Origin of the sequence: Tropicimonas aquimaris (genome assembly GCF_042676185.1) — a bacterium.
Lineage (GTDB): Bacteria > Pseudomonadota > Alphaproteobacteria > Rhodobacterales > Rhodobacteraceae > Tropicimonas > Tropicimonas aquimaris.
The window spans coordinates 499,684-520,483 of the sequence record NZ_JBHTJT010000008.1 but is presented as its reverse complement, the minus strand read 5'-3'; the positions used below and the strand labels follow the sequence as shown (position 1 = coordinate 520,483).

The window sequence follows — 20,800 nt, the reverse complement described above, 5'->3', positions numbered from 1 at the left end:
CGGGTCATACGGCCTCGTAGCCGTTGCGGATCAGCCGGTCGAGCGCCAGCACGCCCCAGCCCGAGGCCCCCTTGGGCGCCAGCGGGGGCGCGGCGGCGGGCTGGGCCACGCCGGCGATGTCCAGGTGGATCCAGGGCGTGTCGTTCTTGACGAACCGGTGCAGGAATTCCGCCGCGGTGATCGCGCCGCCCCAGCGGGTGCCAACGTTCTTCACGTCCGCCTTCTGGGACTTCAGCAGGCTCGCGTAGCTTTCGCCCAGGGGCATACGCCAGGCGCCCTCGCCCTCGACCGACGCGGCCTTGAGGAAGGCATTGCAGAAGTCGTCGTTGTTGGAGAAGACGCCGGCGTTGTCATGGCCAAGCGAGACAATGATCGCGCCGGTGAGCGTGGCGAGGTCGATCATGCCTACCGGATTGAACCGCTCCTGCGCGTACCACATGACGTCGCCCAGCACGAGCCGGCCCTCGGCGTCGGTGTTGATGACCTCGACCGTATCGCCCTTCATCGAGGTGACAATATCGCCCGGCCGCTGCGCCTTGCCGTCGGGCATGTTCTCGACCAGCCCGACGAGGCCCACGACATTGGCCTTGGCCTTGCGGCCGGCGATGGCGCGCATCACGCCGGCGACGACGCCCGCACCGCCCATGTCCATGGTCATGTCTTCCATGCCGGCGCCGGGCTTGAGCGAGATCCCCCCGGTGTCGAACACCACGCCCTTACCGATGAGCGCCAGCGGCGCCTCGTCGCCGCCGCCCTTCCACTGCATCACCACGACCTTGGAGGGGCTTTCCGAGCCCTGCCCGACGCCCAGCAGCATAGTCATGCCGAGATCGGCCAGCGCCGCCTCGTCGAGCACCTCCACCTCCACGCCGAGCTCGCGCAGCGCTTCCAGCCGATCGGCGAATTCGGTCGTGGTCAGCAGGTTTGCCGGCAGGTTGACGAGGTCGCGGGTCATGAATACGCCCTCTGCCAAGGCGCGCACCGCCTCCATCTCGGGGACGGCCGGCTCCGGATCGTTGACCATCATCTTCATTACGCCCCTGGCAGGTTTTGCGGCCTCGCCGGACTTGCAGGCGTCGAAGGCATAGGCCCGCAGCATCATGCCGAGCGCGATCTCCTGCGTGCGCTTGCGGGCGCTGGCCAGCACCAGCACATCCTGCTTGCCGCGCGCCGCGCCGGCCGCCGCCCCCGCCTTGCGCAGCTCCTCGGTGCTGGCCGTCCGCTCCAGCCTGACCACCTGGACCGCCTCGGCCGCCATGCCGGAGGGATAGGCGATGTCGCGGGCCTCGCCCGGCTTCAGCGCCGCAAAAGCCTCGCTCGTCGCGAACCGCACGACGGCGCCCCGGCACAGCCGGTTCACCCGGCGGGCGGCGGCGTCCAGCCGGCCGTCGGACGGCACGAAGACGGTGATACGGCCGGAAAACTCCTTCAGGGCGTCGAGGTCGGTGGCGAGAATCTCGACATCGGGAACAAGGGTCATCAATCTTTCTCCGGATCTGTTCGCACCATTCCTATCTGCGCACTCCGGAATGCGCCAGTCAGGCATGCCCCAAGCGGGCGCCATCCGACGAAAGCGCCGGTTATTTCAACACGCACGGTTCCGCGGGAGCGCTGCCCGGACTAGGCTGGGTGTCAGGGAGTTCCGGGTCGATCGGCCGTTCGCGGCTGGCGCCGACCGGGCGGACAAGCCTTGGGAGGGGCCATGCCGGAGACGACAACGAAGAAACGTGAGTTCACCCAGGCCGAGATCGGGGCGCTCGCGCATCTCTACCGGGGCGAGGTCTACCGAAGCACGATATGGCGCACCCGGCTCGACACCACGACGAACTGGTCCGTGGTGTCGCTGGGTGCCGCAATCTCGCTCTCGTTTTCCAGCGCCGAAGCCTCGGCCCTGCCCCTGCTTCTCGTGGGGGTGCTGATCTGGACCCTGATGGTGCTGGAATCCCGCCGCTATCGCTATTTCAACGTCTGGCGGGCGCGGGCGCGCTACATCGAGGTGCATTTCTACGCGCCGATGCTGCTCGACGGCGACCTGCACACCGAGGAGAACTGGCAGAAGGTGTTGGCGGAGGATTACTGGCGCCCCGACTACCACGTCAGCCTGTTCACCGCGATGGGACGCCGGATTCGGCGCAACTACCTTTGGATCCTTTCGGTGCAGATGATGGCCTATGTGGGCAAGCTGATCATTCATCCGGTGCCCGCAGCCTCGCTTCGGGAGGTCGTGGACCGCGCCGACACCGGGCCATTGCCGGGTGAACTGATCCTGGGGATCGGCATCGTCTACCTCGGCGCCTTCCTCGTCATCGCGCAGATCACCGGGCGGCGCGATGCGCAGCGAAGCGCACAACGCGGGCGCGGCAGGGCCCTGGGCTGAGCCTTTCCCTCCAACGCCTGACGAGGCACACAATGCACGGGTGCGGATCTGCCGCGCGCCATTCTCCGCCCGACGCCGCGCGCGCAGCGCGCCACGCCCAACGGGGCGAGATGCGGCAGCATCGAGTTCCGGCGGGCGCACCCCGCCCTCGTTTCCGGCAAAGCCAATCCGCGCGGCCCTCGCCGGAGGCCTCCGGCGCCTCCCCGCCGACCGGCCCTCCGGAAGGCATCAATCTTCCTCCATATCCCCGCGATGGGTTTTACCGGTCCGGCAATATCGTCTAAGCCGGTTCGAAACATTGATCCGGAGCACCGGCCGCGTGACGCGATTCGACCGATATTTCCTTTTCCAGCTCATGGTGCTCTTCGGCTTCTTCTCGCTGGTGCTGGTGTCGGTCTACTGGATCAACCGCGCGGTGATACTCTTCGACCAGCTCCTGGCCGATGGCCAGTCGGCCGGTGTGTTCCTGACGCTCACGCTCTATACCCTGCCCAACGTGATCCGCATGGTGCTTCCGATCTCGGCCTTCGTCGCCGCGGTCTATGTCACCAACCGGCTGACCACCGAGAGCGAGTTGGTCGTCGCGCAGGCCACCGGCATGTCGCCCTGGCGCATGGCCCGCCCCGTCGCAATGTTCGGGCTGGTCGTCGCGCTGCTGATGGCGATCCTGGTCCATGTCCTTGTCCCGGCGAGCCGCACCCATCTTGCCGAGCGCACCGACGAGATCGAGGCCAATGTCGCCTCCCGGATGCTGACCGAGGGTCAGTTTCTCAACCCGGCGCGCGGCATCACCTTCTACATCCGCGAGATTACCCGCGAGGGCGAGTTGCTGGACGTCTTCCTCTCGGATTCGCGCTCCGAGACCACGCGGACCGACTACCTCGCGGCCCGCGCCTATCTCGTGCAGGACGAGCGCGGTCCCAAGCTGGTGATGGTCGACGGCTCCGCCCAGACCTACGACCTGATGGACCGGCGCCTGCTCGTGACCACATTCGACAGCTTCACCTACGATGTCGGCACGCTGATGCAATCGGCCGGGCGTAACCGCCGTGACGTTCGGGAATATGACACGCTGACCCTCTTCAACCCCGACGAGGCCGCGCTCGAGGCCACCGGCAAGAAACCCTCCAACTTCCTCTACGAGGGCCACCTGCGCATCGCCCAGCCGTTCAATCCGCTGATCGCGGCGCTGATCGGCTTCTCGGCGCTGATGCTGGGGAGTTTCAGCCGGTTCGGCGTCTGGCGGCAGATCGGTCTGGCCGTGGTGCTGATCATCCTGCTGCAGGCGACGGAGAACGTCACCGCAGACATGGCCCGGCGCGATGCCTCGCTCTGGCCGCTGGTCTACCTGCCGACCGCCCTGGGCAGCGCGATGATACTCGTCCTGCTCTGGGCGGCCAAGCGGCCGGCGCTGTTCAAGCGCGTTCCCCGGCCGGAGGCGCCGGCATGAAGCTGCAACTCTATTTCGCCCGCAAGTTCCTCACCATCCTCGGCGGCATCTTCCTCGTCTTCGGGATGTTCATCATCCTGCTGGACATGGTGGAGCAGATGCGACGGTTCGACAGCGCCGAGCTGTCCTTCGGAGGCGCGCTGGAGCTGTCGATGCTCTCCGCGCCCGAGACGCTCTACTCGATGCTGCCGCTGGTGGTGATGCTGGCGACGCTGGCGCTGTTCCTCGGCCTCGCGCGCACCTCCGAGCTGGTGGTGACCCGTGCCGCCGGGCGCTCGGCAATCCGGGCGATGATCTCTCCGGCCATCGCGGCGGCGCTGGTCGGCGTGCTGGGGGTGACAGTTCTCAACCCCATCGTGGCGGCCACCAAGCACGCCTACGAGCGCAAGGCGGCGGAATTCTCAGGCGACGGGGGCAGCGTTCTGTCGGTCAGCCGCGACGGGCTCTGGCTCCGTCAGGGCGGCGCGGAGGGGCAGACGGTGATCCGCGCCCAGCGGGCCAATCTCGACGGCACCGTTCTCTACGGAGTGACCTTCACGGGCTTCGCACCCGACGGCGACGAACGGACCGGCGCGGTGCGCCGCGCCGAGGCCGAGAGCGCGACCCTGATCGAGGGCGCTTGGGAGCTGACCAATGCGAAGCTCTGGCCGCTCGGCGTCGACAACCCCGAACTGCGCGCTTCCTTCCACGAAACGCTGCTCCTGCCCTCCACGCTGACGCTCGACCAGATCCGCGACAGCTTCGGCTCGCCGGCCTCGGTGCCGATCTGGGAACTGCCCGGGTTCATTCGCAATCTCGACGAGGCCGGCTTTTCCGCCCGCCTGCACCGGGTCTGGTTCCAGATGGAGCTGGCGCTGCCGCTCTTTCTCGCCGCCATGGTGATGATCGGCTCCGGATTCACCATGCGCCATACCCGTTTCGGCCGGACCGGGTTGATGGTGCTCTTCGCGCTACTGATGGGCTTCTCGGCCTTCTTCATCCGCAGCTTCGCCCAGATCCTCGGCCAGAACGGCGACCTGCCGATCGCGCTGGCTGCCTGGGCGCCGCCGGCGATCGCGATCCTGATGTCCCTCGGCCTTCTGCTGCACTTGGAGGACGGATGAGACTTCGCGCCGCCCTGCTCGCCCTGATGCTGTCCACCGCCCTGCCTGCCGCCGCACAGGAGGACAGCCCTGTCTCGACCCTGATCGCCGACCGCGTGGAGATCACCGCCGATGGCAAGCTGGTGGCCAGCGGCAATGTCGAGGCGCTTTACGACGGCGCCCGCCTTCGGGCCGGCCGGATCATCTATGACCAGGACGCCGACCTGCTGGAGATCGAGGGTCCGATCGTGCTGACCCAGGGCGAGAACACCATCGTACTGGCCGACAGCGCCGCGCTTTCGCCCGACCTGAGCAACGGCCTGCTGCGCTCGGCGCGTGTGGTCATGGATCAGCAGTTGCAGCTCGCCGCCGCCGAGATCGACCGTGTGGATGGCCGTTACACCCAGCTGTACCGGACCGTCGCCTCGTCCTGCGAAGTCTGCGCCGCGCATCCCGTACCGCTCTGGCAGATCCGTGCCCGCCGGGTGGTGCATGACGACCTGGAGAAGCAGCTCTACTTCGACGACGCGGTCTTCGAGGTTGTCGGCGTGCCGGTGATGTACCTGCCGCAACTGCGCCTGCCCGATCCGACGGTCGAGCGGGCGAGCGGGTTTCTCACCCCGAGCCTGCGCACCACCGACGAACTCGGCTTCGGCGTCAAGATCCCCTATTTCTTCCGGATCGGCGACCACAAGGACCTGACCGTGACGCCCTATGTCTCGGCAAACCGGACCAGAACGCTGGAGCTGCGCTACCGTCAGGCCTTCCGCAACGGCGAGATCGAGATGAACGGCGCGGTCAGCCGCGACGACATCCGCCCCGAAGGCCGGCGGGCCTATCTGTTCGCCGACGGCGCGTTCTCTCTGCCGGATGACTACACACTCGAGTTCGACATCGAGACAGTCTCCGACGACACCTATCTGCTCGACTACGATTATTCCGACAAGGACCGGCTCGACAGCGCGCTGACCTTGTCGAGGGTCGGGCGCGACCGGCTGTTCGAGGCCGAGGCGGTGGCCTACCGCTCGCTGCGCTCATCGGAGGACAACGAAACACAGCCGTTCCTTGTGGGCGACGCCACCTGGACGCGCCGTTACGACGTTCCGGTGGTCGGCGGTACCGGCAGTTTCCAGCTCGAGGCGCATGGCCACCAGCGGCGGTCATCGGTGGATGTGGAGGGCCGCGACGTCGGCAGGGTCGCCGGCCTGCTCGACTGGACCCGCGCCTGGTCCGGCCCGGTGGGCATGCTGTTCACCGCCGACGCGCGGCTCTTCTTCGACCGCACGATCGTCAATGACGACAGCAACTACCCCGATACGATCAACCAGACGACGCCCTATGGCGCGGTCGAGGTGCGCTGGCCCTGGGTCCGGCAGGACGCGCATTCCAGCCAGGTGATCGAGCCGGTGGTTCAGCTTGTCTGGAGCCCCGACGACGGCGAAGACACACCGCAGGACGAGAGCACGCAGCTCGAATTCGACGAGGGCAACCTCCTTTCCTTCTCCCGCTTCCCCGCCGACGACGTGCAGGAGCGCGGCCTGCGGGCCAACGTCGGCATCAGCTGGACCCGCTACGACGAGGCCGGCTGGACTCTGGGCGCCACGGTCGGCCGCATCTACCGCCAGGAGGACCTGGGCCAGTTCAGCGGCTACGAGACCTTCGACGGCATCGAGTCCGACCTGCTGACCGCGGTGCGGCTGGAACTGCCGAACCGGATGACCCTGATCAACCGGGCGCTGCTGGGGGACGATTACGACGTCACCAAGAACAAGCTTCGCCTCTCCTGGGACGGCGACATGCTCGACTTCGCCAGCACCTATGTCTGGATGGAGCCCAGCGAAGCCGAGGATCGCGACGACATCACCCACGAATGGCGGATCGACGGCGACTGGCAGATCAACGATCGCTGGAGCAGTTCCGCCGACGTCCGCTACGACCTCGAACTGGACCGTTCGGCCTCTGCACGGGTCGGGATCGTCTACAGCACCGAATGCGCCACCTTCGACTTGTCGGTCCGCCGCCGTTTCACCTCGACCGAGCAGCTCAACCCCTCGACCGACTACACCTTCGAGGTCCAGCTGGCCGGTTTCGGCACCAGCGGCGACGGCCGTTCGAGCGCGTCGCGTTCCGCCTGCCGGGGCTAGATCGGCTTGTCGCAGCGGTGGCGCTGTCATAGAACGCGAAGGACACCCGGGCATTCGAGAGCGACCCGGGCGGGCAGCAACGGGAGCGCAGGACGATGATCCGGATTCTTCGGTCGATCTTGGTGACGGGCTTGGCACTTGTCCCGTTGCAATCTGAGGCACAGTCCAGCAACCCGTTCTCGCCGGTCATCATCGTCAACGAGCGCCCGATCACGCATTTCGAGCTGGAGCAGCGCAGGCGAATCCTGTCGCTGTTCCGCGCCACCGGCGATATCGACGAACGCGCCCGCAACGACCTGATCGACGACCGTCTGCGGACCGATGCCGCAAACCGTCTCGGCATCACCATCGCACCCGAACAGACCGAAGAGGGCATGGCCGAGTTCGCCCAGCGGACCAACATGGACACCGAGACCTTCCTGTCCTCGCTGGCCGCCAACGGCGTCGACATGCAGACGTTCCGCGATTTCGTGAACGCCGGCGTGCTCTGGCGCGAGGTCGTGCGCACGCGCTTTGGCCCGCGCGCCCAGATCACCGACGCCGAGATCGACCGGGCGCTGGCCCTGACCTCGCAGAGCGGCGGCGCCGAGGCGACGCTGGCCGAGATCATCCTGCCCGCCCGCACGCCCGAGGAGCTGGCGACGTCGGAGCAGATTGCCAACGACATCTATCAGAATGCCACATCGATCGGTGGCTTCGCCGCTGCAGCGCGCCAATACTCTGCCTCGCGCACCCGCGAAAACGGCGGCCGACTGCCCCGCGCCATGCCGCTCTCCGAGATGCCGCCGGCAATCCGTGGCGAGATCCTGACCCTTGCGCCGGGCGGAGTGACGACGCCGATCAACGTGCCCAATGCCATCGCGCTGTTCCAGCTGATTGAACTGCGCGAGACCGGCGTTGCCGAGGCGCAGGACGTGACCCTGGAATACGCGACCTACTTGATCCCCGGCGGCCTCACCGAAGCGGCTCTTGCCGAAGCCGCGCGGGTCGCCGCCAGCACCGACACCTGCGACGACCTCCATGGCATCAACCTCGGCCAGCCGCCCGAGCGGCTGACCTTCGAAACGCTGCCCGCCAGCGAGGTTCCCCGCGACATCGCGCTGGAGCTGGCCAAGCTCGATCCGGGCGAGACCTCAGCCGCACTGATCCGTGGCGGCAATCTCGCGATGCTCATGCTCTGCGCCCGCACCCCCGTCTTCGAGGAGCAGCCGGACCGCGAACGGGTGCGCAACCAGCTGATCAACCAGCGCCTCGCCGCCTATGGCGACGGGTACCTGGCCGAATTGCGGGCCGACGCGATCATTCTCTACCCGTGATGGCGGTCCCGGCCGCCTCCGCCGGCCTGCCGCCGGTGATGACCTGCGGCGAGCCCGCCGGCGTTGGACCCGAGATCGCGGCCCGCGCCTGGGACAGCCTGCGCGCCGAACTTCCCTTTGCCTGGATCGGCGATCCCGCCCATCTGCCCGCCGGCACACCGGTGCGCGAGATCGAAACGCCAGCCGAGGCCGCTGACGTGGCCGCGGAGGCCCTGCCGGTGTTGCCCCACCCTTTCCCCGGCGCCGCACTGCCCGGATGCCCGGACCCGACCAATGCCACCGAGGTGATCGCGGTGATCGCCCGCGCGGTGGAACTGGCCCAGGCCGGTGAAGCGGGCGGCGTCGTGACAGCTCCGATCAACAAGAAGGCGCTCAAGGACGGCGCCGGCTTTGCCTATCCGGGTCATACCGAGTTTCTTGCCGCCCTCGCCGGGGTCGAGCGCGTGGTGATGATGCTGGCCTGCGAGGCTCTGAGGGTGGTCCCGACCACGATCCACATTCCCCTCTCCGCTGTGCCGCGGGAGCTGACGCCGGAATTGCTGGCCGAGACGATCCTGATCACCGAGGCGGCGCTGCGCCGGGATTTCGGAATCGCATCGCCGCGTCTGGCGGTGGCCGGGCTCAACCCGCATGCCGGCGAAGGCGGCGCGATGGGCCGCGAGGAGACCGACTGGATCGCCCCGATGCTGGAGGACATGCGGTCCGACGGCCTCTCGCTCGCTGGCCCGCTGCCCGCCGACACCATGTTCCACCCCGAGGCCCGGGCGCGGTACGACGCGGCCATCTGCATGTATCACGACCAGGCGCTGATCCCGATCAAGACGCTGGATTTCGCGCGCGGCGTGAACGTGACCCTCGGCCTGCCCTTCATCCGCACCTCCCCCGACCACGGCACCGCTTTCGACATCGCCGGCAAGGGCGTGGCCGATATCCGCTCCACCGTCGAGGCGCTGCGGCTCGCCGGGCGCATGGCGCGCACACGGGCGCAGGCATGACCATTCCTGCCAAGTCCAGCCGGGCCGGCGGGGGGGAAGCGCCTGCGCCCCGCGCGCTTGTTTCCAATCATATGAGAGGGCCGCAGCCATGAGTGCGTTCGACGGCCTGCCGCCGCTGCGCGAGGTGATCCGGACTCACGGCCTGGCGGCGAAGAAGTCGCTGGGGCAGAACTTCCTGCTCGATCTCAACCTGACCGCGCGGATTGCGCGGATACCGGGCGATCTGTCCGGGGCGTCGGTTCTGGAAGTCGGCCCTGGTCCCGGCGGGCTAACGAGAGGCCTGCTGGCCGAGGGCGCGGGGCGGGTTCTGGCGATCGAGAAGGACGCGCGCTGCCTTCCGGCGCTGGCCGAGGTCGCAGCGGCCTATCCCGGGAGGCTCGAGGTGATCGAGGGCGATGCGCTGGAGGTGGACGCGCTGGCGCATCTCGCGCCGCCGATCCACGTGGTGGCCAACCTGCCCTACAATGTCGGCACCGAGTTGCTCACGCGCTGGCTGTCGCCGCCGGAATGGCCGCCCTACTGGGCCTCGCTCACGCTGATGTTCCAGCAGGAAGTGGCGGAGCGGATCGTGGCGCAGCCCGGCGGCAAGGCCTATGGTCGGCTGGCAGTGCTGGCGCAGTGGCGCTGCGAGGCGCGCATCGCGCTCCGCCTGCCGCCAGAAGCGTTCACCCCGCCCCCCAAGGTGAGTTCCGCCGTCGTCCACCTGCGCCCGCTACCAGAGCCACGCTGGCCAGCGGACCCGGACGTTCTCTCCAGTGTGGTGGGCATGGCATTCAATCAGCGGCGCAAGATGCTGCGGTCCTCGCTGAAGGGCCTGGGCGGCGATGTGGAGGCGTTGCTGGCGGCCGCAGGCATCGCTCCCACGGAGCGGGCCGAGCAGGTCGCGATCGAGCAGTTCGCCGCCCTGGCGCGGGGCGTGGCCGCGCGCACCTCAAGCTGACGCCGAGCGAAACACTGGCCCGGCGATCGACGGCCCATAGCGAGCCGCCGAGCTTTTACTTCGCGGTTTCGGTCGAGCTTTCCTGCCCGCCGGGAGCCTCTGCCGGGGCTTCCTGAGACGAGACGGCTTCCGGGGCATCGGTCTTGCGCTTGCGGGGACGCGGGGCGCGCGGCTTCGACTTGGGCTTCGCCTTGGCCTCGGGCGTATCGACGAGCGTGTTGCCCTCGTCGCCTTCGGCCGAGGCATCGAACACCGCGGCATCGGCTTTCCTGGCCGGCGGCACATCCACCACGAGATCGGGCTGCGGGGCGCCCTGGCTCTCGTCCTCGATCACGTCGGGTCCGCCAGTATCGGGCTGGTCAATGGACTGGAACGCGTCGGGGCGGGAATCCTCTCGGCGCTGGCTGCCGGCGTTGTTTCCGCCGTCACCACCGCCATTTCCATTGTTTCCGTCGTTGCGTTGGCGGTCGCGGTTGGACTGCTCTTGCTGTTCGCGGCGGGCATCCTGTTCGCGCTGCGCCTCGCCCAGCATGCGGGTGTAATGCTCGGCGTGCTGCTGGAAGTTCTCCGCCGCAACCCGGTCGTTGCCCAGCGTCGCGTCGCGCGCCAGCTGGGTGTACTTGTCGATGATCTGCTGCGGGGTGCCCCGCACCTTGCCTTCCGGACCCGACGAATCGAAGACCCGGTTGACGATATTTCCCATCGAGCGCGAGCGGTTCGACTTCGAACGCGAACGTGACTTGGATGATCTCATGTGTATCTAGTTCCGCCTTGTTGCGGGGGCGGACCTTGTGTTGCTTGCTGCAGGCTCATCGCCCGCGCGTCGGTCCGAGTTGTTATGGCTTTCGTGCGCGGGGGGCCGTCAGCCGCCGTTCCGTGCCTATTCTGCTAATCATGCGACGGAAGCCGTGACAAGTCAAAAACCGCTCGATGAGCCGGAAAGCGTCGATTGCGGGTCCGAACGTGCCGTTTGGGGCACGTTCATGGGCGTTCCGCGTGTCCGATGACCACCCTGCCGCGTCCATCGAGATCGGCACGGAAACCGATGTCTTCAAGACCTAAGGCACCAAAAATCTCCGCAACGGCCTCGGCCTGGTTGCCGCCGACCTCGACCATGAGCCGTCCACCGGGGCTCAGGTGCCGCGGCGCTCCGGCAGCGATGGCGCGGTAGGCGGTAAGGCCGTCGGCCTCGTCGGTCAGCGCCATCCGCGGCTCCCAGAGCCGGGTTTCGGGTGCAAGGCCCGCCACCTCCGCCGCGGCGATGTAGGGCGGGTTGGAGACGATCAGGTCGAATTGCCCGGTAACTGCGCCGAACCAGTCCGACTGGCGGAACTCGGCGTCGATGCCGAGCGCCGCGGCATTGCTGCGGGCGACATCGAGCGCGGCCGGCGAGGCATCCACGCCGAGACCAGTTGAACCGAGGCGTTCCGCAAGCAATGTCAGAAGGATACAGCCGGTTCCTGAACCAAGATCTAGGACGTGATGAAAAGGTTCCTCCAGCGCCGCGGCGACCAGCGTCTCGGTCTCCGGGCGCGGGTCGAGCACGTCGGCGGTGACGCGGAAGGGACGCCCGTAGAACAGCCGCTCGCCGACGATGTGGGACACCGGCCGGCGCTCTTCTCGGGCCGCGAGCGCGGCTTCCAGCTCCTTCCCAGCCTCGAAGGCGTCGCGCAGGTGCAAGCTCACACGGTCGGCGCCGATCCCGGCGGCAAAGGCCACCAGCCTGCGGGCATCGCGTTCGGGCGTCTCGACCCCGGCCGCCCGCAGGCGCGCCGTTGCCGCCGCGATCACTTCCGCGAAGGTGGCGCTCACGCGCCCATCTCGGCCAGCTTGCGGGCCTGGTCGTCGGCGATGAGCGCGTCGATCACGTCCCCGAGATCGCCCTGCATCACCTGGTCGAGCTTGTAGAGCGTCAGGTTGATGCGGTGATCGGTCATGCGGCCCTGCGGGAAGTTGTAGGTGCGAATCCGTTCCGAGCGGTCACCCGTGCCAACCTGGCTGCGCCGGTCGGCGGCGCGCTCGTCGGCGGCCTTCTGGCGCTCCATATCGTAGAGTCGTGCCCGCAGCACCTGCATGGCGATCTCGCGGTTGCGGTGCTGGGATTTCTCCGAACTCGTTACGACGATGCCGGTCGGCAGGTGGGTGATCCGCACCGCGGAATCGGTGGTGTTCACGTGCTGGCCGCCGGCGCCGCTGGCGCGCATCGTGTCGATCCTGAGATCGCTCGCCGGGATAGCGATGTCGACCTCCTCGGCCTCGGGCAGTACCGCCACGGTGGCGGCCGACGTGTGGATGCGCCCGCCGCTCTCGGTCTCCGGCACGCGCTGCACCCGGTGGACGCCGGATTCGTACTTGAGCCGGGCGAAGACGCCGTCGCCCTGCACATGGGCCACGGCCTCCTTGATGCCGCCAAGTTCGCTCTCCTGCGCCTCGATCAGCTCGAACTTCCAGCCCTCGGCCTCGGCAAAGCGCTGGTACATCCGAAGCAGGTCCCCGGCAAAGAGCGCCGCCTCCTCGCCGCCTGTTCCGGGGCGGATCTCGATCATTGCCGGGCGGGCATCGGCGGCGTCCTTGGGCAGCAGCGCCAGTTGCAGCGCCTTCTCGTGCTCCGGCAGGCGGGCGCGCAGGGTCGGCAGCTCCTCCTCCGCCAAATCCTTCATCTCGGGGTCCGCGAGCATCGCCTCAGCCTCGGCGATATCGGCCCGGCACTGGCGCCAGGCGGCGATCTCGGCCACCACGGGCTTGAGGTCGGAATATTCCTTTGCGAGGCGCGCGATCTCGCCCGCCCCGGCACCCCCGGCCATCTTCGCTTCCAGGAACTCGAAGCGCGCCGTGATCTCTTGAAGTCTTTCCTCGGGAACCATGCCGGGCTGCGTGCAGGATTGTGCGGCTTTGGTCAAGGGGCCGCGATATGGTATGATCCCGGGATGCGCAGCCTGCCGCTCCTGCCCCTTCTGCTCGCCGCCGGCCCCGCTCTCGCAGAGGGCCCGGGAGAGGCCGGCACGGGCATCGACTGCTACTGCACGGACCGGCAGGGCGCCCGCGTGGAGCTGGGCGAGACCATCTGTCTGACGGTCGACGGCCGCGCCTTTCTCGCCCGTTGCGAGATGTCTCTCAACACCCCGATGTGGCGCGAGACCGGCGACGGCTGCGTCAGCTCACAGCGCGACCCTGGCCGCGCGCTGCTCTCCAAAAGCCCGGCATGAGGCCCCCGGTCACTCGAGCGGCAGCGCCCGCTCCACCAGCCGCGCAAAGAAGCTTGCCCCGACCGGCGCGATCTCGTCGTTGAAATCGAAGGCCGGGTGGTGGCACATCGGCCCCTCGCCTTGCCCGATGAACAGGAACGCGCCGGGCCGCTCAAGCAGCATGAACGAGAAATCCTCCGCCCCCATCTCGGGGTTGCGCGTCATCTCCACCCTGCCCTCGCCGGCAATCTCGCGCGCCACCTCGGCGGCGAACTCCGTCTGCGCCGCGTGGTTGACCGTCGCCGGGTATTCCGGGCGATAGTCGAGCGCGATCTCCACCCCCATCGCGGCGCCGATCCCGGCGCAGATCTCCTCCATCCGCCGGCGCACCATCTGCTGCGCCTCCGGGCGAAAGCTGCGCACCGTGCCGCCGATCACCGCCTGTGCGGGGATTACGTTGTTGGCCGATCCCGCGTTGATCCGGGTCACCGACAGCACCACCGTATCCAACGGCGCAACGTTGCGGGAGAGGATCGTGTCGAAGGCCGAGACGAGTTGCACCGAGGCCGCCACCGGGTCCACCGACTGCTGCGGCCAGGCGGCGTGCCCGCCGACGCCCCGCACCGTGATCTCGAAATCGTCCACCGCCGCCATCAGCGGCCCCGGGCGCGTCGCGAAGCGGCCGGCCTCCATGTCGGGTGCGGTGTGCAGCGCATAGACCTCGCCGATCCCGAAGCGCTCCATGATCCCCTCGCGGCACATCTCCCGGCCGCCGCCGCCATCCTCTTCGGCCGGCTGAAAGATCAGCGCCACCGTGCCCGCGAAACGCCGGGTCTCGGCAAGGTACTTCGCCGCGCCGAGCAGCATCGTCGTATGCCCGTCATGGCCGCAGGCATGCATCCGCCCCGGGCTCTCGCTGGCATGCTCCGCCCCCGTCTCCTCTTCGATCGGAAGCGCGTCCATGTCGGCTCTGAGCCCGACAACCGGGCCATCGCCCTGCCCCTTGATCAACGCCACCATGCCGGTGCCGGCAATGCCCTCGTGCAGCTCGTCCACCCCGATCTCGCGCAGCCGCTCGGCGACGAATGCCGCGGTCTTCGGCAGCTCGAAGCCCAGCTCCGGGTTCCGGTGCAGCCAGCGCCGCCAGGATTGCATCTCGTCGGCATAGCCGGCGATGCGATTGAGAACCGGCATGGACATGTCTCCCGAAACCACCCTAATTCGCGGCGACCCTAGTCCAGGACAGGAGCCGCGACCATGCACGATTCCCTGATCAACGACCCCAAGGGCGGAATGCCACGCCTGCTGGAGATCATGGAGCGCCTGCGCGATCCCGAAAACGGCTGCCCCTGGGATATCGAACAGACCTGGCAGACCATCGCCCCCTACACGATCGAGGAAGCCTACGAGGTCGCCGACGCGATCGAGCGCGAGGCTTGGGACGAGCTCAAGGGCGAGCTGGGCGACCTGCTGCTGCAGGTGGTCTATTTCGCCCAGATGGGCACCGAAGAAGGCCGCTTCACCTTTGCCGAGATCGCCGACGGCATTTCCGACAAGATGGTCGACCGCCACCCGCATGTCTTCGGCGATGAGAGCCGGGACAAGTCGGCCGAGCAGCAGACCCGCGACTGGGAAGTGCAGAAGGCGCGGGAGCGGCAGGAGAAGGGCGAGGCGCGTGTGCTCGACGGGGTGGCGCTCGGGTTGCCGGCGCTCCTGCGCGCCTTCAAGCTTCAAAAACGCGCCGCAAGGGTCGGATTCGATTGGGACAATGCGGATATGGTGCTCGACAAGATCCGCGAGGAAGCCGAAGAGCTTGCCGAGGCCGCCGCGTCCGGGCCGCACGACCGGATCGAGGACGAGATGGGCGACATGCTGTTCGTTCTGGCCAACCTCGCGCGGCATCTGGGCGTCGACCCGGAGCAAGCCCTGCGACGCACGAATGAAAAGTTCGTCCGCCGTTTCAATGCCCTGGAGGACGTGCTTCACGCATCCGGCTCATCGCCGGCCGATGCGACGCTCGATGAGATGGACGCGCTCTGGAACGCGGCAAAAAAGAGCGAGCCCGGCCGGGGCTGAACCGCAAGGGTCTCGACCGGAGCCAGACCGCGCGAAGCGCTCGGGAGGAATGCGCCGCAGGCGCGCAATCTGGCAAGCGGCTCTCCGGTTCCCTTCAGACGCCGATGTCCCTGAACACGGCGGGCAGCAGGTCCGGCAAGTCTGCCGCGATCAGGCCGGGGCCGAAGCGCCGCGCCGCCTCCACGTGAAGCCAGGTCGCAATCTCTGCCGCCGTCACCGGCCAGATTCCCCGCGCCAGCAGCCCGGTGATCATGCCCGACAGCACGTCCCCGGCGCCGGCCGTCGCCAGCCAGGGCGCCGCGCGGTCATAGCTCGCCGCGCTGACAACCGTGCGCCCTCCTGGCTCGGCGATGACGGTGTCAGGCCCCTTGAGCAGCACGATGCAGCCCGCCCGCGCCGCCGCCTCCTGTGTCGCTTCGACCTTGGAATAGGCCGGGCCGTGCAGGGCAGGCTCGGTCAGCTTGGCCCAGATATCGGGGAACAGCCGCGCGAACTCGCCGGTGTGCGGGGTCAGGATCACCCGTGAGTGCAGATGCGCGAAGAGCGAGGGCGCAGAGCCCGCAAACGAGGTCAGCGCATCGGCATCGAGCACGCAGCAGCGCCGGCTTCCGAGCGCTGTCATCACCATGTCCCGGGTTGCAGACCCCACGCCCAGCCCCGGCCCGAGGCAGAGCGCGTTGAGCCGCTCGTCGCCCAGGATCGCGCCGAGGTCCGAGGCACCATTGCAGCGGGCGAGCATGATCGCGGTCAGGTGGCAGGCGCATTCGGTCATTGCCGAGCCAGGCGCGGCCACGGTGACCAGTCCGGCGCCGATCCGCAATGCGCCGCGCGCCGCCAGCCGTGCCGCCCCGGTGTGCCCGGGGCCGCCGGACAGGACCAGCGCATGGCCATAGTCGTATTTGTGGACCCCCGGCGCATCCTCCCCCCCCTTGCGCAGCTCATAGGCGCGCGGGATCGCCTTTGTCACCGCCGCGCCGAGCGTCTCGCGCAATTCGCTGCGCGCCGCGCGCAAAGCCGCCTGGTCGAGCCCGATATTGGCGACCCGCAGCGCTCCGCAGGATTCCGGCCCCTCGGCCAGCACATGGCCCAGTTTCAGCCGATGGAAGGAAACAGTCAGGTCCTGCTTCAACGGCAGGTCGACCTTTGTCCCCGACACCAGAGGCCGACCCGAATCCATGCACAGCCCCGAGGGTGCATCAACTGCGATCCGCTTCGCGCCGCCCTTCGGGAAGGCGGCGTCCAACTCCCGCAGCGACCGGTCGAGATCGTCCGCCAGCGGTCGGACCAGACCGGTGCCGAACAGCGCGTCAATGATTGCCGCCGGCGCCTCCGCCTCGTTGGAGCCGACGCCATAGCGCAGGGCGAAGCGCCAGTCGTGGAAATCTGTGGTCGGCCCGAGCGCCGACCAGCGCTCGAAATTCGCGCGGGCATCGGGGGGAAGGCGGTCGGCTTCACCGTACAGAAAGCATTCCGCCGTCCAACCCCGCTCCTTCAGAAGGCGCGCCACCACAAAGCCATCACCGCCATTGTTGCCCGGTCCGCAGAGAATCACTGCGCGTCGCGCTCCCTGCTCCAGCTCGGGAAAATCCGTCAGCATCGCCTCGACGACGCCCTGCCCGGCACGCTCCATCAACTCCGACCCTGTGGCCGCCCCGAGGTCGAATGCCGTCTGCTCGATGGCGCGCATTTGTGCAGATGTAAGAAGTTCGGTCATCAAATTCGGCCCACCCGATTTATTATTCGCCTCATACGCAGGCAGTTTGCACAGTTTTTAACCACTCATTCACGAAACGGCCTTTCGCCGCAATGCCGCCGCGGCTCTTGAATTGTTCCCCCTCCGGGTTGATGGTCTCTGCATTTACCGGGACGGATCACAGGGAGTCGGCCGCCACCATGAAAAAAATCGAAGCCATCATCAAACCTTTCAAGCTCGACGACGTGAAGGAAGCCCTTCAGGATGTCGGCGTGCAAGGGCTGAGCGTGATCGAGGTCAAGGGTTTCGGGCGGCAGAAGGGGCATACGGAACTCTACAGGGGCGCCGAATATGTCGTGGATTTCCTGCCGAAGGTGAAGATCGAGGTCGTGTTGCCCGACGATCAGCTCGAGGCCGCCATCGAGGCCATCATGACCGCCGCCAAGACCGACAAGATCGGCGACGGCAAGATCTTCGTTTCCTCGGTCGAACAGGCGATCCGCATCCGAACCGGCGAAGAAGGCGACGACGCGCTCTGACCCGCCACGCAAACCCGCAATCCATCCAATACTGACAAAGGGACCAAGGTCACCATGAGCAAAGAAGCGGTTCTCAAGACCATCAAGGACGAGGACGTCGAATACGTCGACGTCCGTTTTACAGACCCGCGCGGCAAGCTGCAGCACGTCACCGTGATGTCGGATCAGGTCGACGAGGACTTCCTGGAAGAAGGCTTCATGTTCGACGGCTCCTCGATTGCCGGCTGGAAGTCCATCGATCAGTCCGACATGAAGCTGATGCCGGACACCACCTCGGTCTACATGGATCCGTTCTATGCCGAGAAAACGCTGGCGGTCCACTGCACCGTCGTGGAGCCGGACACCGGCGAGCCCTACGACCGGGACCCGCGCGGCACCGCCGAGAAGGCCGAAGCCTACCTGAAGGCCTCGGGCATCGGTGACGTCGCCTACATGGGCCCGGAAGCGGAATTCTTCCTGTTCGACGACGTCCGTTTCCAGGTCGGCATGAACAAGGTGTCCTACGAGGTCGACGCGATCGACGCCGCCTGGAACACCGACACCGAATACGAGATGGGCAACATGGGCCATCGTCCCGGGATCAAGGGCGGCTACTTCCCCGTCAACCCCACCGACGACGCCCAGGACCTGCGTTCCGAGATGCTCTCGACCATGAAGCGCATGGGCATGAAGGTCGACAAGCACCACCACGAAGTGGCGTCTTGCCAGCACGAACTCGGCCTGATCTTCGGCTCGCTGACCAAGCAGGCCGACGAGCTTCAGAAGTACAAGTACGTCATCCACAACGTGGCCCACGCCTACGGCAAGTCCGCCACCTTCATGCCGAAGCCGATCGCCGGCGACAACGGCACCGGCATGCACGTGAACATGTCGATCTGGAAGGACGGCAAGCCGCTCTTCGCGGGCGACAAGTACGCCGACCTCTCCGACGAGGCCCTGTGGTACATCGGCGGCATCCTGAAGCACGCCAAGACGCTGAACGCCTTCACCAACCCGTCGACCAACTCCTACAAGCGCTTGATCCCCGGCTTCGAAGCCCCGGTTCTGCGCGCCTATTCCGCCCGCAACCGCTCCGGCTGCGTCCGGATCCCGTGGGCCGAGTCGCCGAAGGCCAAGCGCGTCGAGGCCCGCTTCCCCGACCCGTCGTCGAACCCGTATCTCTGCTTCGCGGCCCTGCTGATGGCTGGCCTCGACGGCATCAAAAACAAGATCGATCCGGGCGAAGCCATGGACAAGGACCTCTACGATCTCCCCCCCGAGGAGCTCGAGGGCATCCCGACCGTCTGTGCCTCGCTGCGTGAAGCCATGGAGTGCCTGGCCGCCGACCACGAGTTCCTGCTCGCCGGCGACGTGTTCACCAAGAGCCAGATCGAGGGCTACATGGATCTCAAGTGGGAAGAGATCTACGCCTTCGAACACACGCCGCACCCGGTCGAATTCAAGATGTATTACAGCTGCTGATCCGCAAGAGATCAGGGACAGTGACAGCAGGGGCGCCTTTCGGGGCGCCCCTTTTTCATGCGGACTGACCTGTCCCGACGGTCAATCCACGCCTCTTGCTGTCGCCCGGTTCGCGACAATCCCGGGAAAAACGCGTGAACGTTGAGATTTACCTAACGTCATGTTACAAAGGGTAACTTTTGCCACGACAATTTCAGCTTGGGAGGGGGGACACATGGCGACCTGGAATTACTACAACGCGAACAAGGGAATTCACGCGTTTCGCTGGGACACCAGATACTACGACGTCGACGTCAAGGCGAAGAAGATCGTGCTGACTTACAATGAATCGCTGGGGCGCGATTTCGAGGACGACCGCAACGCCTATCGCATCGAGTTCTTGACCAACGGGGCCGCGACCTACAAGCCGGAGGACGGTCGCTATGCGGGTGAGGACCAATTCAACGCCGGATCCATCACCGAGATCCGGATGCTTGATCCGCGCGGCAACCTGCAAATCAAGGTGGCGGATATCGACGTGCCACTGGTCGCGGTTCAGGGCTGGTATAACCGCGAAGAGGACTTCAACAGGGTCTTTGAATTTCTCGACGGGTTTGACTCGACCCATGTCGGCGCCCAGAACGGAAAGCCGGACACCTGGGATCTTGAACTGAGCTGGGACGAGATCCGCACCGGCAGCGGCAACGATACGGTCAACGCCAGGGGCGGCCACGACTCCATCATCGACGGAGGCGGGAAGGATTCCTATGACGGCGGGGCAGGCTACGACCAGTTGAGATACGAAGACTGGTACTGGAACCCCACCGGCGCCATCCAGGGCATCCGGGCCGATCTCAAGGCAGGAGAGGTCATCGGACCCGACGGCTTCAAGGACAGTGTCAAGAACATCGAGGAAGTGCGCGGCACCTTCCTCAGAGATGTCATTCGAGGCGACGGCAAGGACAACACGCTGATCGGTTATGCCGGCAACGACCTCCTTGATGGCCGCGGCGGCTGGGACCGGGTCCGTTACGACCGGGACGACGACCACGGCGGCTTCGCCGGCATCCGCGCCAACATGAAGACCGGCAAGGTACAGGATGGCTTCGGCAGCACCGACACGCTCAAGAGCATCGAGAGGGTCGATGGCTCGGATGAGCGGGATGTCATCATCGACAGCAACAAGGATCACGGCTTTAGCGGCCGGGATGGCAACGACGTCTTCCGCATCTACGGCGGCAACGACTGGATGTTCGGCAACGATGGCGCCGACAGCTTCCGGTTCTACGGCACCGATTTCGGGTCGGACTACGTCGGCGACTACGACGCCAGCCAGGACAGCCTGACCATCTTCGCCGCCAACCGCCCCGGCGACCTCAAGATCCTGTCACGCGACAACGGCAACGACACGCTGGTTCGCCTGAACAAGAACGCGGAAGTCTACCTGGAGGATGTGGACCCCAACAGCGTCAGCGCGGGGGATTTCATCGCCTGACCCTCAGCGCCCTCCCCCCGGGAGGGCGCGTCGCGGCCCAGCCGGGCTCCGCGGTCGTGGCAGGCGTC

At 66.9% G+C, this 20,800-nt stretch carries 18 protein-coding genes; 12 read left to right on the top strand and 6 right to left on the bottom strand.

Annotation, left to right across the window (positions count from 1 at the left end):
* Positions 1-4: 4 nt before the first annotated feature.
* On the bottom strand, positions 5-1,480 hold the full coding sequence (locus ACFQ2S_RS08915) for a leucyl aminopeptidase (protein WP_386074091.1): 1,476 nt from the start codon (positions 1,478-1,480) through the stop codon (positions 5-7).
* A gap of 222 nt (positions 1,481-1,702) precedes the next feature.
* On the opposite strand from ACFQ2S_RS08915, the gene ACFQ2S_RS08910 reads away from it, so the two are divergent.
* The 7 genes from ACFQ2S_RS08910 to rsmA all read left to right on the top strand — a co-directional run bounded on the left by ACFQ2S_RS08910 (position 1,703) and on the right by rsmA (position 10,304).
* A complete protein-coding gene (locus ACFQ2S_RS08910; protein ID WP_386074090.1) occupies positions 1,703-2,377 on the top strand; it encodes a DUF2270 domain-containing protein in 675 nt (224 codons plus the stop codon).
* A gap of 319 nt (positions 2,378-2,696) precedes the next feature.
* A complete protein-coding gene (gene lptF, locus ACFQ2S_RS08905) occupies positions 2,697-3,827 on the top strand; it encodes an LPS export ABC transporter permease LptF (protein WP_386074089.1) in 1,131 nt (376 codons plus the stop codon).
* On the top strand, positions 3,824-4,930 hold the full coding sequence (gene lptG / locus ACFQ2S_RS08900; protein WP_386074088.1) for an LPS export ABC transporter permease LptG: 1,107 nt from the start codon (positions 3,824-3,826) through the stop codon (positions 4,928-4,930). The genes lptF and lptG overlap by 4 nt, the downstream gene beginning before the upstream one ends.
* Complete coding sequence (locus ACFQ2S_RS08895; RefSeq protein ID WP_386074087.1) at positions 4,927-7,053, top strand: LPS-assembly protein LptD; 2,127 nt, start codon at positions 4,927-4,929, stop codon at positions 7,051-7,053. Before lptG ends, ACFQ2S_RS08895 begins: the two co-directional genes overlap by 4 nt.
* 95 nt (positions 7,054-7,148) lie before the next feature.
* Positions 7,149-8,369: a peptidylprolyl isomerase gene (locus ACFQ2S_RS08890; protein ID WP_386074086.1), complete on the top strand. Its 1,221-nt coding sequence runs from the start codon at positions 7,149-7,151 to the stop codon at positions 8,367-8,369.
* A complete protein-coding gene (gene pdxA / locus ACFQ2S_RS08885) occupies positions 8,369-9,364 on the top strand; it encodes a 4-hydroxythreonine-4-phosphate dehydrogenase PdxA (RefSeq protein WP_386074085.1) in 996 nt (331 codons plus the stop codon). The genes ACFQ2S_RS08890 and pdxA overlap by 1 nt, the downstream gene beginning before the upstream one ends.
* Before the next feature lie 88 nt (positions 9,365-9,452).
* On the top strand, positions 9,453-10,304 hold the full coding sequence (rsmA, locus tag ACFQ2S_RS08880; RefSeq protein WP_386074084.1) for a 16S rRNA (adenine(1518)-N(6)/adenine(1519)-N(6))-dimethyltransferase RsmA: 852 nt from the start codon (positions 9,453-9,455) through the stop codon (positions 10,302-10,304).
* Between the two features lie 55 nt (positions 10,305-10,359).
* Here rsmA and ACFQ2S_RS08875 read toward each other — a convergent pair whose 3' ends face one another.
* The 3 genes from ACFQ2S_RS08875 to prfA form a co-directional block, all read right to left on the bottom strand.
* The gene (locus tag ACFQ2S_RS08875) at positions 10,360-11,058 is read right to left on the bottom strand and encodes a DUF4167 domain-containing protein (RefSeq protein ID WP_386074083.1); all 699 of its coding nucleotides are present in this window, start codon (positions 11,056-11,058) and stop codon (positions 10,360-10,362) included.
* Positions 11,059-11,285: 227 nt separating this feature from the next.
* Complete coding sequence (gene prmC / locus ACFQ2S_RS08870) at positions 11,286-12,116, bottom strand: peptide chain release factor N(5)-glutamine methyltransferase (protein ID WP_386074082.1); 831 nt, start codon at positions 12,114-12,116, stop codon at positions 11,286-11,288.
* On the bottom strand, positions 12,113-13,168 hold the full coding sequence (gene prfA, locus ACFQ2S_RS08865; protein ID WP_386074081.1) for a peptide chain release factor 1: 1,056 nt from the start codon (positions 13,166-13,168) through the stop codon (positions 12,113-12,115). The genes prmC and prfA overlap by 4 nt, the downstream gene beginning before the upstream one ends.
* A gap of 63 nt (positions 13,169-13,231) precedes the next feature.
* On the opposite strand from prfA, the gene ACFQ2S_RS08860 reads away from it, so the two are divergent.
* Positions 13,232-13,510, top strand: a complete 279-nt coding sequence (locus tag ACFQ2S_RS08860) for a hypothetical protein (RefSeq protein ID WP_386074080.1) — start codon at positions 13,232-13,234, stop codon at positions 13,508-13,510.
* A 9-nt stretch (positions 13,511-13,519) separates the two neighbouring features.
* Here the strand turns inward: ACFQ2S_RS08860 and ACFQ2S_RS08855 are convergent, their stop codons facing one another.
* Positions 13,520-14,683: a M20 aminoacylase family protein gene (locus tag ACFQ2S_RS08855; protein WP_386074079.1), complete on the bottom strand. Its 1,164-nt coding sequence runs from the start codon at positions 14,681-14,683 to the stop codon at positions 13,520-13,522.
* 63 nt (positions 14,684-14,746) lie between these two features.
* Between ACFQ2S_RS08855 and mazG the strand changes: the two genes are divergently transcribed.
* On the top strand, positions 14,747-15,565 hold the full coding sequence (gene mazG, locus ACFQ2S_RS08850) for a nucleoside triphosphate pyrophosphohydrolase (RefSeq protein ID WP_386074078.1): 819 nt from the start codon (positions 14,747-14,749) through the stop codon (positions 15,563-15,565).
* A gap of 94 nt (positions 15,566-15,659) precedes the next feature.
* Here mazG and ACFQ2S_RS08845 read toward each other — a convergent pair whose 3' ends face one another.
* Positions 15,660-17,279, bottom strand: a complete 1,620-nt coding sequence (locus ACFQ2S_RS08845; protein ID WP_386074077.1) for an NAD(P)H-hydrate dehydratase — start codon at positions 17,277-17,279, stop codon at positions 15,660-15,662.
* Positions 17,280-17,458: 179 nt separating this feature from the next.
* Here ACFQ2S_RS08845 and ACFQ2S_RS08840 point away from each other — a divergent pair, with 179 nt between their 5' ends.
* From ACFQ2S_RS08840 to ACFQ2S_RS08830, 3 genes are all read left to right on the top strand, one after another.
* Positions 17,459-17,797 carry a P-II family nitrogen regulator gene (locus ACFQ2S_RS08840; protein ID WP_386074076.1) on the top strand — a complete coding sequence of 113 codons (339 nt, stop codon included), beginning with the start codon at positions 17,459-17,461 and terminating at the stop codon, positions 17,795-17,797.
* Between the two features lie 54 nt (positions 17,798-17,851).
* Positions 17,852-19,258: a type I glutamate--ammonia ligase gene (gene glnA, locus ACFQ2S_RS08835; protein ID WP_386074075.1), complete on the top strand. Its 1,407-nt coding sequence runs from the start codon at positions 17,852-17,854 to the stop codon at positions 19,256-19,258.
* A 214-nt stretch (positions 19,259-19,472) separates the two neighbouring features.
* Positions 19,473-20,732 (top strand): hypothetical protein, encoded by a 1,260-nt coding sequence (locus tag ACFQ2S_RS08830; RefSeq protein ID WP_386074074.1) that lies wholly within the window; start codon positions 19,473-19,475, stop codon positions 20,730-20,732.
* The last annotated feature ends 68 nt before the right edge of the window (positions 20,733-20,800 follow it).